Here is a 12,450-nt window from a genome sequence, read left to right on the forward strand (position 1 = left end):
AAGGAGATACGGATCAACGGCGATCCCCTGAATAAACGCACAACGGTCCAACGACGGACCACATGGACAACGGCGTCCGCCCAGGCTGATTTTTCATCGGCGGGGGCGGGCGCCGTTTTGTTTTATCAACGGGATATTTCGGGAACCTATCATGGCCAGCCAAAAAGCAACGCGCATCGCGCTCTTCTCCCTCGCCACGCCGCCCATGCGCGCATTCCACCTGACGTGGATGGCATTTTTCGTGTGTTTCTTCGCCTGGTTCGCCTGCGCCCCACTGATGCCCGTCATCAAGGGCGAGTTCGGCCTGTCCCTGGCGCAAGTGGCGAACATCAATATCGCGGCCGTCGCCATCACCATCCTCGTGCGCCTGATCGTGGGTCCCTTGTGCGACCGCTACGGCCCGCGCAAGACCTACACGGGCTTGCTGCTGCTGGGCGCCATTCCCGTGCTGGGCGTGGCCGCGTCGCAAAGCTACGAAAGCTTTCTGTTCTTCCGCCTGGGCATCGGTGCCGTCGGCGCCAGCTTTGTCATCACGCAATATCACACCTCCGTGATGTTCGCGCCTCGGGTGGTGGGTACGGCCAATGCCGCCGCCGCCGGCTGGGGCAATGCGGGCGGCGGCGCGGCGCAGGCGCTGATGCCCTTGCTGCTCGGTGCCGTGCTGATGCTGGGTGTGTCCGAGTCGCTGGGCTGGCGCGTGGCTCTGCTGGTGCCGGGCGTGCTGATGCTGGTGATGGCCGTTCTCTACTGGCGCTATACGCAGGATTGCCCTGAAGGTAATTACTCGGACTTGCGCGCCGCCGGCGTGGCCATTGAAGGTGGTAAAAAGGGTGGCTGGGCCAGCTTCAAGGCGGCCAGCTCCAACTACCGCGTGTGGCTGCTGTTCGTCACCTACGGCGCCTGCTTCGGCATCGAGATTTTCATCCACAATATCGCCGCCGTGTACTACGTCGACCATTTCGGCCTGTCCCTGAAATCGGCCGGCCTGGCCGCCGGCAGCTTCGGCTTGCTGGCCCTGTTTGCCCGCGCCCTGGGCGGCTGGATGTCCGACAAGCTGGCCCTGCGCGGCAACCTGAACAGCCGCGTGACCTTGCTGTTCATGCTGATGATAGGCGAAGGCGTGGGCCTGCTGTGGTTTGCAAAAGTCGACAGCGTCACCTGGGCCGTCATCGCCATGCTGGTCTTCGGCCTGTTCACCCACATGGCTTGCGGCGCCACTTATGCGCTGGTGCCCTTCATCGACAGCCGCGCGCTGGGCGGCGTGGCCGGCATCATCGGCGCGGGCGGCAACGTGGGCGCTGTGGCGGCCGGCTTCCTGATGAAGGGCACGGGCGACATCCGCCAGACTCTGATCATCCTGAGCGCGCTGGTGGTGATCTCGGCCCTGTGCGCCATCGCCGCCCGCTTCACGGGCTTGGCGGCCGAACCGAACATGGCCGCGGCCTGAGGAGACAGTAATGAACCACCCTTTGAACATCGTCGTACTTGGCCACGGCATGGTCGGGCATAAGTTCCTCGAACGGCTGGCGCTGGAAAACAATACGCGCCTGTCCGTGACGGTTTTGTGCGAAGAGCCGCGCCCCGCCTACGACAGGGTGCACCTGTCCGAATTTTTCAGCGGCAAATCGGCCGAGGACCTGTCCCTGGTGGCGCCCGGCTTCTTCGACAAGGGCAATGTCGTCCTGAAACTCAATGCACGGGCCGTGTCCATCGACCGCGCGGCCAAAACCGTCACGGCCAGCACGGGCGAAGTGCTGGCCTACGACAAGCTGGTGTTCGCCACCGGCTCGACGCCGTTCGTGCCGCCGCTGCCCGGTAAAGAGAGGGATGGCTGCTTCGTCTACCGTACCATCGAAGACCTGGAAGCCATGCTGGCCTGGGGCGGAAAGTCGAAGACGGGCGTGGTGATCGGCGGCGGACTGTTGGGCCTCGAATGCGCGAAAGCCTTGCGCGATTTGAAGCTGGACACCCACGTGGTGGAATTTGCGCCGCGCCTGATGGCCGTGCAGGTGGACGAGGGAGGCGCGCGCGTCCTGCGCCGCAAGATCGAGGAACTGGGCGTGACCGTGCACACGCAAAAGAACACCCTGGCCATCGTCGACGGCGAATCGGCCACGCACCGCATGCAGTTCGCCGACGGCAGCCATCTGGAAGCGGACATGATCGTCTTCTCGGCCGGCATCCGCCCGCGCGACGAACTGGCGCGCGCCTGCGGCCTGGAAGTGGGGCCACGGGGCGGCATCGCCATCGACGACAGCTGCGTCACGTCCGACCCGGACATCTATGCGATCGGCGAATGCGCGCTATGGGGCGGCCTGGTGTTCGGCCTGGTGGCGCCCGGCTACGAAATGGCCCGCATCGCGGCGCGCCATGTGCTGCAGGAGGAGGGCGAAGCGTCGTTCAAGGGCGCCGACATGAGCACCAAGCTCAAACTGATGGGCGTGGACGTGGCCAGCCTTGGCGACCCGCACGGCAATGCGCCGGGCAGCCGCTCCTACCAGTTCATGGATGAACGCAAGCAGATCTACAAGAAGATCGTCGTCTCCGATTGCGGCAAATACCTGCTGGGCGGCGTGATGGTGGGCGACGCCAGCGAATACGGCACGCTCTTGCAGATGATGCTCAATAAAATCGAGTTGCCGGCATCGCCCGAATTCCTGATCCTGCCGCAGGCCGATGGCCAGCAAAAGGTGGGCCTGGGCGTGGACGCCTTGCCCGAGTCGGCGCAAATCTGCTCGTGCAACGACGTGTCGAAAGGCGCGCTGTGCGCGGCCGTCGCCGAGGGCGCCACCACCATAGCCGCCCTGAAAAGCTGCACCAAGGCCGGCACCGCGTGCGGCGGCTGCGTGCCGCTGGTCACGCAGATCATGAAGGCGGAAATGCAGAAGCAGGGCCTGATGGTGAACAACCACGTGTGCGAACACTTTGCCTACTCGCGCCAGGAACTGCACCACCTGGTCCGTGTCGGCAAAATCCGCAGCTTCGGCGCGCTGCTGTCGGCCCATGGCCAGGGCCTCGGTTGCGACGTGTGCAAACCCGTGGCGGCGAATATCCTCGCCTCGTGCTGGAACGATTTCGTGCTCTCTCCCGTGCATGCCAGCCTGCAGGACAGCAATGACTACTTTCTCGGCAATATCCAGAAGGATGGCACGTATTCCGTCGTGCCGCGCATGCCGGGCGGCGAAGTGACGGCAGACGGCCTGATCGCCGTGGGCATGGTGGCGAAAAAATACGGTCTCTATACGAAAATCACGGGCGGCCAGCGGGTCGACCTGTTCGGTGCAAGAGTCGACCAGTTGCCGGCCATCTGGGAAGAATTGATCGCGGCCGGCTTCGAGTCGGGCCACGCCTATGGCAAGTCGCTGCGCACGGTGAAATCGTGCGTCGGCTCCACCTGGTGCCGCTACGGCGTGGCCGACAGCGTGGGCTTTGCCATCGAGCTGGAAAACCGCTACAAGGGCTTGCGCACGCCGCACAAGATCAAGTTCGGCGTTTCCGGCTGCACGCGCGAATGCGCCGAGGCGCAGGGCAAGGACATCGGCCTGATCGCCACGGAAAAGGGCTGGAACCTGTACGTGTGCGGCAATGGCGGCATGAAGCCGCGCCATGCGGAACTGATCGCCTCCGATCTCGATGAAGCGACCCTGGTGCGCTATGTCGACCGCTTCCTGATGTTTTACGTGCGCACGGCCGACCGCCTGCAGCGCACCAGCGTGTGGCGCGACAACCTGGAAGGGGGCCTCGATTACCTCAAGCGCGTCATCATCGACGACAGCCTGGGCATCGCCCACGAGCTGGAAGCGGACATGCAGCACGTGGTCGACACCTATGCCTGCGAGTGGAAGGAAGCCATTTCCAACCCCGCCGTGCGCCAGCGCTTCCGCCATTTCGTCAACAGCGAGAAGAGCGATGAAAACGTGGTGTTCGTCGAAGAGCGGGGCCAGATCCGGCCCGCCACCGAACTGGAACGCCGCAGCACCGTGATCCCCATCCTTGCCGTGGAGGCTTGAGCCATGAATGCGATGAATGAACTTTCCGGCGCCACCGCCGACAACTGGGTGGCGATCTGTCCCTTGACCGATATCGTGCCCGACACGGGCGTGTGCGCGCTGCTGGGTGGCCGCCACGTGGCCGTGTTCCGCGTCGGCGATGCCGCGCCGCGCGTGTACGCCATCGACAATATCGACCCGAACGCGGGCGCTTCCGTGTTGTCGCGGGGCCTGGTCGGCAGCATCGGCGAGCGCGTCGTCGTCGCCTCGCCCATCTACAAGCAGCATTTCGACCTGGCCAGCGGCGAATGCATCGAAGCGCCCGAGCACTCCGTCGCCGCCTGGCCGGCGCGCGTGTTTGCCGACATGGTGTGGGTGGCCCTGTGAATCCGCCAGTCAAGGCCGCTGCGCGCCCCTCGCTCGTTGTCGTCGGCAACGGCATGGCCGGCATGCGCACGGTCGAGGAACTGTTGAAACTGGCGCCCGACCTGTACGACATCACCGTGTTCGGCGCCGAACCGCACGGCAATTACAACCGCATTTTGCTGTCGCCCGTGCTGGCCGGCGAAAAGTCGGTCGACGACATCATGCTGCACACGCGCGACTGGTACGCGCAGCACGGCATCACCCTGCATGCGGGCGACCCCGTCGTGCGCATCGACCGCCAGGCGCGCACCGTGCAATCGCTGTCCGGCATCACGGTCGGATACGACCGCCTGCTGCTGGCCACGGGATCGACGCCCTTCATCGTGCCCGTGCCGGGCCACGACCTGCCCGGCGTGATCGGTTTTCGTGATATCAGCGACGTCGATACCATGCTGCAGGCGGCGCGCCAGCACCGCCACGCGGTGGTCATCGGCGGCGGCTTGCTGGGACTGGAAGCGGCCAACGGCTTGCAGCGCCAGGGCATGGATGTCACGGTCGTGCACATGAGCGGCGCCCTGATGAACCAGCAACTGGACGCGCCCGCGTCGATGCTGTTGAAATCGGCGCTGGAAGCGCGCGGCCTGCGTTTTTTGATGCACGCGCAGACATCCGCCATCATCGGCAACACCCGCGTGGAAGGCGTGCAGTTTGCGGACGGCAGCAGCATCCCCGCTGACCTGGTGGTGATGACGGCCGGCGTGCGCCCGAATATCGCGCTGGCGCAAGCGGCCGGCCTGCATTGCGAACGGGCCATCGTCGTCGACGACTGCCTGCAAAGCTACGACCCGCGCGTGTACGCCGTGGGCGAATGCGTGCAGCACCGGCGCGCTACCTTCGGCCTGGTCGCACCCATCTGGGAGCAGGCGCGCGTGTGCGGCGCCCACCTGGCCGGCGCGGGGCATCGCCGCTACGTGCAGCAGGCCAGCGCCACCAAATTGAAAGTGACGGGCATCGACCTGTATTCGGCCGGCGACATCATCGGCGGCGAGGGCAGTGAAGACCTGGTGCTGCGCGATCCGCGCCGTGGCGTCTACAAGCGCCTGGTGGTGCAGGGCAGCCGCCTGGCCGGCGCCGTGCTGTATGGCGACGTGCAGGACGGTCCCTGGTATTTCGACCTGATCCAGCAGCGCCGCGACATCAGCAAGCTGCGCGCCCATTTATTGTTTGGCCAGGCGCTGTGCGCCCAGGCCGCCTGACAGCGACCAACAGGACCCCCATGACCACTTGCACGCCCGTGAAAACCACTTGCCCATATTGCGGCGTCGGCTGCGGCGTGGAAGCGACACGCCTGCCCGACGGCGCCATCCGCATCGCCGGCGACATTGCGCACCCGGCCAACCAAGGCAAGCTGTGCGTGAAAGGCTCTGCCCTCGGCGACACCCTGGACCTGGAGAACCGTTTGCTGCAACCACAGGTACGCGTCGATGGCGTCCTGCAGCCGTCCTCCTGGGATGCCGCGCTGGACCAGGTGGCGGGCGGCCTGCGCGCCATCATCGACAAGCACAGCCCCGACGCCGTCGCCTTGTACGTCTCGGGCCAGCTGCTGACGGAAGACTATTACATCGCCAACAAATTCATGAAGGGCTATGTGGGCAGCGCGAATATCGACACCAATTCACGCCTGTGCATGTCGTCGGCCGTGGCCGGTCACAAGCGGGCGTTCGGCGAGGATATCGTGCCGGGCTGCTATGAAGACCTGGAACTGGCCGACATGGTGGTGCTGGTGGGCTCGAACACGGCCTGGTGCCACCCCATCCTGTTCCAGCGCATCGCCCGCATCCGCGAAACCCGGCCGGAGATGAAACTGGTGGTGATCGACCCGCGCCGCACGGCCACCTGCGAGCTGGCCGACCTGCACCTGCCCGTGAAACCGGGCACCGACGTGTGGCTGTTCAACGGTCTATTGTGCTATCTGGCGCGGGAAGGGGTGATCGCCGATGATTTTGTGACGCGGCACAGCAGCGGCCTCGATGAGGCGCTGGCGGCCGCCCATGTCGACTGTTCCGATCCCTTGCGGGTGGCGAAAATCTGCAAGGTCGACCCGCAAGCCTTGCTGGCGTTCTACCAGGCGTTCGCCGCCACGCGCAAGGTCGTCACGGCCTTTTCGCAGGGCGTCAACCAGTCGTCTTCCGGCACGGACAAGGTCAACAGCATCATCAACTGCCACCTGGCGACGGGGCGCATCGGCCAGCCCGGCATGGGACCGTTTTCCCTCACGGGCCAGCCGAACGCCATGGGCGGGCGCGAAGTGGGCGGCCTGGCCAATATGCTGGCGGCGCATCTGGATCTCGACAAGCCGGCGCACCGCGAAGCCGTGCAAACCTTCTGGGATGCGCCGCGCATGGCCGACAAGCCTGGCCTGAAGGCGGTGGAGCTGTTCCACGCCATCGAGGCGGGCAAGGTCAAGGCGGTGTGGATCATCGCCACCAATCCGCTGGTCAGCATGCCGGATGCCGACCAGGTGCGCCGGGCGCTGGCCAAGTGCGAGCTGGTGGTGGTGTCCGACATCAGCGCCGGATCGGACACGAACACCCATGCCGACGTGCTGCTGCCGGCCCTGGGCTGGGGCGAAAAGAATGGCACGGTGACCAATTCCGAGCGCCGCATCTCGCGCCAGCGCGCCTTCTTGCCGGCGCCCGGCGAAGCGCGCGCCGACTGGGACGTGCTGTGCGACGTGGCGCGCCGCATGGGGTATGCCGGCTTCGATTTCACGGCGCCGCAAGCCATCTTCGATGAACACGCGCGCCTGTCCGCCTTCCGCAATGACGGGGCCACAAAGCGTCTGTTCAACCTGGGCCACCTGGCGGGCCTGGATGCGGCGCGCTACGACGCCCTGGCGCCGCAGCAGTGGCCGCAGGGCCAGGCGCGCCTGTTCGGCGACGGCCGCTTCGCGCATGCCGATGGCCGCGCGCGCTTCGTGCCGACGGCGCCGCGCGCGCCGCGCAACATGCCCGACGAAGACTATCCGCTCATCCTGAATACGGGCCGGGTGCGCGACCAGTGGCATACGATGACGCGCACGGGCAAGGCGGCCAAGCTGTCGGGCCACGTCGCCGAAGCGTTCATCGATATCCACCCGCAGGATGCGCTGCTGTACAGCGTGCGCGAAGGCGAGCTGGCGCGCGTGTCCAGCGCCTGGGGCGCGATGGTGGCGCGGGTCGTGCATGGCGGCGGCATCGCGCGCGGCCAGGTCTTCGTGCCGATCCACTGGAGCGACGCGAATGCGTCGGACGCGCGCGTGGGCGCCGTCGTCAACCCCGTCGTCGACCCCGTCTCGGGCGAACCCGAATTCAAGCACACGCCCGTGCGCATCGAGCAGTTCCGCGTGCACTGGCATGCATTCGTGTTGAGCCGCACGCCCTTGGACCTGGACGGCGTGGCGCATTGGACGCGCATCCAGGGCGAGCAATTCCTGCGCTACGAACTGGCCGGCCGCCAGCGCATCGATGATCTCGGCGCCTGGGCGCGCGCGCTGCTCGGCGTCACGGACGACAACGCCGACTGGCTCGATTATGCGGACGCCAGCGCCGGCGTGTACCGCGCCGTGCACCTGGAAGACGGGCGCATCGCGCAATGCGTGTATGTCTCGCCGCGGCCCGACCTGCCGTCGCGCAGCTGGCTGGCGGGCCTGTTTGCGCACGCGCAGATGGATGCGGCGGACCGCGCCGGTGTGCTGCTGGGCCAGCCCATCGGCAAGGGCGTCGATGCCGGTCCCATCGTGTGCTCGTGCTTTGGCGTGGGGCGCAACACCATTTGCGCGGCCATTGTGGAGCAAAAACTGACGACGACGGCGCAGGTGACGGCTTGCGTCAAGGCGGGCGGCAATTGCGGCTCCTGCGTGCCGGAGATACGACAGTTGCTGCTTGAGGCGCGCAGCGCTGCCTGATCATCTGTCCTTTCCCGCGCGGCTTTGTTATATTGCCAGCTCTACAAGGAGAGAGGCAGTGTGATGACAGCAGGACAACACGACACGGTCTGGCTGACGGGCTTGAGCGGCGCCGGCAAGTCCAGCATCGCCGGCGCGCTGGCGCGCCAGCTCAAGGCGCAGGGCCGCGCCGTGGCGGTGCTCGACGGCGACCAGTTGCGCCACGGCTTGAACCGCGACCTCGGTTTTACGCCCGAAGACCGGCATGAAAACATCCGCCGCGCGGCCGAAGTGGCGCGCCTGATGAACGGGGCGGGCCTGGTCGTCATCGCTGCCTTCATCTCGCCCTGCCGCGCCGACCGGGCCATGGCCGCCGCCATCATCGGCGCGGCGCATTTCGTCGAAGTCCACGTCAGCACGTCGCTGGCCGTGTGCGAGGCGCGCGATCCCAAGGGCCTGTATGCCAAGGCGCGCGCGGGGCAGCTTGCGCAATTCACGGGCATCTCGGCGCCGTATGAAGCGCCGCTGGCGGCCGCGCTGACCCTGGACACGGACACCCTGGCGCTGCACGAGTCGGTCGAACGCCTGTGCCACTACCTTCAGCAGCGTCCGTGACGAACTGGCGAAAACAGCTGCGCCGTCGCCTGCCCGCCAGCCTGAAGGCGCGCATGAGCGTGGTCGTCTTCCTGCTCGTGCTGGGCGCGGTCGCCTCGCTGGCGCTGGCCACCCTGGCCGTGGCCGAGCGCGGCATGCGCGACGTGATGGGGCGCCAGCAATACGTATCGCTGGCCAGCGCCGCCGTCTTCATCGACGAGGAACTCGATGCGAAGCGCAATGTGCTGCGCGCGATCGCGGACAGCCTGGCGGCCGGCGGTGCGCACGACGGCGCCAGCCTGCAGCGTTTCCTGGCCGCGCAAACGGTGCTGGGCAAGGAGTTTTATTCGGCCGGCGTGGTCGGCGCCGACGGCATCGTCCTGGCCAGCGTGAGTCCCTTCAAGCCGCAGGCGGGGCTGAACGTGAAGGGCCGCCCTTACTTTGAACGGACGCTGGCGACCCGGCGTTCCGTGATTTCGTCGCCGCTCAACGGCAGCATTTCCGGCATGCCCATCGTGGTGGTGACGCAGCCCGTGTTCGATGCGCACGGCGGCGTGCGCTATGTGCTGGCGGCCAGCGTCAACCTGCGCCAGCCCGATTTCCTCGGCCGTCTGGGCGCCCTCAAGCCTGGCCCGGGCGGCTACCTGTACATCATGACCAGCGAAGGCGTCATCGTCGAGCATCCGGACAAGTCGCGCATCATGCAGCATATCGAAGCCCATGGCCCCATCAGCGTGCCCACGCGGCGCGCCATGCAGGGCTACGAGGGCTGGATGACGGGCACCACCACGCAAGGCGTCGATGCCCTGTTCGCCTACCACCGCATCGCTTCGACGGGCTGGATACTGGCGTCCGTATATCCGATGAGCGAGGCCTTCGCGCCGCTGCACGCCATCCGCAGCAAGATATTGCTGGCCGCCGTGCTGCTGGCGGCGCTGGCGGGCCTGGCCGGCTGGCGCATCGTGCTGCGCCTGTTGCAGCCTTTGGCGCGCTTGCGCCACCAGGTGCATGAGATCCGCCGCCATCGCCTCGGTATCGACGTGCTGCAAATCGGCCGGCGCGACGAGATCGGCGACTTGAGCCGCGATTTTTATTCGCTGGTGGCCGAGCGTGAAATCGCCGAGGCGCAGACGCGCGACAGCGAGCGGCGCCTGAAACTGCTGACGGACCACGTGCCCGTGGTGATCGTGTATATCGACCGCGAACACCGCTACCAGTTCATCAATGCGACGTTTGAAAAGTGGTTCGGCGTCTCGGCCAGGGAGAGCCTGATGCATTCCATGCGCGAGGTGCTGGGCGAGCAGGCCTACCAGCTGCGCGAGCAGCACCTGCTGCGCGCCTTCGCGGGCGAGGAGGTCGACTATGAATTCACGGTCGACAACGAGGCGGGAGAGCGCACCTTCCATACCAGCTACGTGCCCGACGTGGGCGAGCGCGGCGCGGTGGAAGGCGTATATGGGCTGATCCACGAAATCACCAAGACCAAGGCGATGCACACGGCGCTGCAGTTCGCGGCCGCCACCGACACCCTGACGGGCATCGCCAACCGGCGCCGCTTCGACGAGCAGCTGGCGCAAAGCATGCAGCGCACGCGGGCCGCGCGCGCGCCGATGGCGCTCGCCTATCTCGACATCGACCGTTTCAAGGCGATCAACGACAGCCTGGGACACAAGGCGGGCGACGAGGTACTGAAGGAATTCGCTTCGCGCCTGGTGCGCAGCGTGCGCGCCAGCGACCTGGTGGCGCGCCTGGCCGGCGATGAATTCGTGATCATTCTCCAAGGAGTGAACGGCGCGGCCGAAGTGCGCCAGGTCGGCGCCAAGATCGTCGACGCCATCCGCCAGCCCTTCGAGCTGGCCAGCGGCCCGCTGCCGGTGACGACCAGCATCGGCATCGCCATCTTCCGCGAAGGCGCGCTGACGCCGGCGCAGCTGCTGGACCTGGCCGACCAGGCCCTGTATGCCGCGAAAGGGCAGGGCCGCGATGGCGTGGCGCTGCTCGAGGCGGCGCCGTAGCGGCTACAGGGTGGCGCTCCAGTGGTCGAGCTGCTGCGTGGTGGCCGTCACGCCCCCGCAGACGATGACGAGCACCTTGCGGTAGGGCGCCAGTTCCGGCGCCTTGCCGTAGACGGCCGCCAGCGCCGCGCCGCAGGCCGGTTCCACCACCAGGCGCTGGTCGTTGATAAACCGCTGGCAGGCGTCGACGGCGGCCCGGTCGGACACCACGACGCTGTGCAGCAGGCGCGTCTGGCTGATGGCGTATGCCTGCGCGCACACCTGGCGCGCGGCCAGCGAGGTGGCGATGCTGGTGACCGCTGGCAGGGCCACGTGTTCGCGCGCGGCCACGGCCGCCGCCAGCGAGGCGGCGCCTTGCGTTTCCACGGCCACGATGGCCACGTCATCCCAGCCGTTGCGCTGCAAGCCTTCGGCCACGCCGGCCAGCAGGCCGCCGCCGCCCACCGACAGAACCACGGCGTCCGGTTTCAGGCCAGCGCGGGCCACTTCATCGATCATGCCGGCATGGCCCTGCCACAGCAGCGGGTCGTCGAACGGGTGCAAAAAGGCGTCTTGCGGCGTGAGCATCGACTGCGCCAGCGCATTGGCTTCCTGCCAGGCGGCGCCGTGCACGATGACTTCGGCGCCTTCCTGCGCGATCAGGGCCTTGGCCCGTTCGCTCGTCGTTTCCGGCACGACGACGATGACCGGAATGCCCAGCTGGCGTCCCGCATAGGCGACGGCGATGCCGGCATTGCCGCCGGAAGAAGAGATGAAACGGCTGGCGCCGCGCCGCGCGTATTCTTCGCAGGCGAGGCCGATGCCACGGATCTTGAAGGAGCCGGGCGGCTGCAAGGCTTCGAGCTTGAGCCAGATGGCGCGTTCGCTGTGCAGGCTCAGGGCGCGCGAGTTGAGCAAGGGGGTTTCGATGTGCAGGGCCATGCGTGTTCCTGGTAAACAGTCAGGCCAGCATCATAGCCGAAGCACGCGCGCCGCCGCGTCACCCTTGCCGGGATTGGCTTAGTTCAGCGGGGCGCTCTTGAGCTGGTGCGTGCGCGCCACTTCCTTCATCGCTTCGAGCAGGTCGTCGCGCAGCTGGCGCGGCAGCTTGCCGAAGAATTCCTCGTCGTTCTGGTCGGCCATCTCGGCCAGCACGGGCACCAGCGCTGCGCCTTCCGTCGTCAGTTCGATCGAGTGCTGGCGGCGGTCGGCCAGCAGGATGGACTTGCTGACCATGCCCTTGCTTTCCAGGCGGTCGATCAGTTTCGAGACGGCGCCCTTGCTCATGCCGGACACTTGCGCCAGCACCGTGGGCGAGGTGCAGCCCAGGCGGAACATTTCGCGCAGCACCACCCATTCGGACACGGTCACGCCATTGGCTTCGGCCTTCTTCTGGAAGCTGTGGGAGACGTGGTTGGAAACGAAACGCAGCCAGTAACCGAGGTGGGCTTCGAGCTCGCTGACGGGGACGCTGTTGGGATGGGCGGCTTGCGGCATGGCGGCCGATTCAAAATTGTGGCTCATTTCTCTTCCTTCACTGGGCGGCGTTGCCGGCATGGTTAAGGCCTTCACGCTTGCTGTC

Annotated in this window: 9 protein-coding genes; 7 read left to right on the plus strand and 2 right to left on the minus strand. The window is 66.6% G+C overall.

The window, feature by feature from the left end; all coding sequences use genetic code 11:
• Positions 1-151: 151 nt before the first annotated feature.
• The 7 genes from BLU39_RS15135 to BLU39_RS15165 all read left to right on the plus strand — a co-directional run bounded on the left by BLU39_RS15135 (position 152) and on the right by BLU39_RS15165 (position 10,889).
• Entirely contained in the window at positions 152-1,447 is a 1,296-nt protein-coding gene (locus BLU39_RS15135; RefSeq protein WP_092714337.1) for an MFS transporter, read from the plus strand.
• Between the two features lie 10 nt (positions 1,448-1,457).
• Positions 1,458-4,010 carry a nitrite reductase large subunit NirB gene (gene nirB, locus BLU39_RS15140; RefSeq protein ID WP_092714339.1) on the plus strand — a complete coding sequence of 851 codons (2,553 nt, stop codon included), beginning with the start codon at positions 1,458-1,460 and terminating at the stop codon, positions 4,008-4,010.
• Positions 4,011-4,022: 12 nt separating this feature from the next.
• Positions 4,023-4,376, plus strand: coding sequence for a nitrite reductase small subunit NirD (nirD, locus tag BLU39_RS15145; RefSeq protein WP_046684027.1), 354 nt, complete (start codon positions 4,023-4,025; stop codon positions 4,374-4,376).
• Complete coding sequence (locus BLU39_RS15150) at positions 4,373-5,611, plus strand: NAD(P)/FAD-dependent oxidoreductase (RefSeq protein WP_232731130.1); 1,239 nt, start codon at positions 4,373-4,375, stop codon at positions 5,609-5,611. Before nirD ends, BLU39_RS15150 begins: the two co-directional genes overlap by 4 nt.
• A gap of 20 nt (positions 5,612-5,631) precedes the next feature.
• Complete coding sequence (locus tag BLU39_RS15155; protein ID WP_092714343.1) at positions 5,632-8,301, plus strand: nitrate reductase; 2,670 nt, start codon at positions 5,632-5,634, stop codon at positions 8,299-8,301.
• Positions 8,302-8,364: 63 nt separating this feature from the next.
• Entirely contained in the window at positions 8,365-8,895 is a 531-nt protein-coding gene (gene cysC, locus BLU39_RS15160) for an adenylyl-sulfate kinase (RefSeq protein ID WP_092714345.1), read from the plus strand.
• Positions 8,892-10,889, plus strand: a complete 1,998-nt coding sequence (locus BLU39_RS15165; RefSeq protein ID WP_092714347.1) for a diguanylate cyclase domain-containing protein — start codon at positions 8,892-8,894, stop codon at positions 10,887-10,889. Before cysC ends, BLU39_RS15165 begins: the two co-directional genes overlap by 4 nt.
• A 3-nt stretch (positions 10,890-10,892) precedes the next feature.
• Here the strand turns inward: BLU39_RS15165 and BLU39_RS15170 are convergent, their stop codons facing one another.
• Together BLU39_RS15170 and BLU39_RS15175 are read right to left on the minus strand one after the other, a co-directional pair.
• The gene (locus tag BLU39_RS15170; protein ID WP_092714349.1) at positions 10,893-11,810 is read right to left on the minus strand and encodes a pyridoxal-phosphate dependent enzyme; all 918 of its coding nucleotides are present in this window, start codon (positions 11,808-11,810) and stop codon (positions 10,893-10,895) included.
• A 78-nt stretch (positions 11,811-11,888) separates the two neighbouring features.
• On the minus strand, positions 11,889-12,392 hold the full coding sequence (locus tag BLU39_RS15175; protein WP_092714351.1) for a MarR family winged helix-turn-helix transcriptional regulator: 504 nt from the start codon (positions 12,390-12,392) through the stop codon (positions 11,889-11,891).
• Between the last annotated feature and the right edge of the window lie 58 nt (positions 12,393-12,450).

It is taken from the genome of Janthinobacterium sp. OK676 (assembly GCF_900103595.1).
In the GTDB taxonomy this organism is placed as follows: domain Bacteria; phylum Pseudomonadota; class Gammaproteobacteria; order Burkholderiales; family Burkholderiaceae_D; genus Janthinobacterium.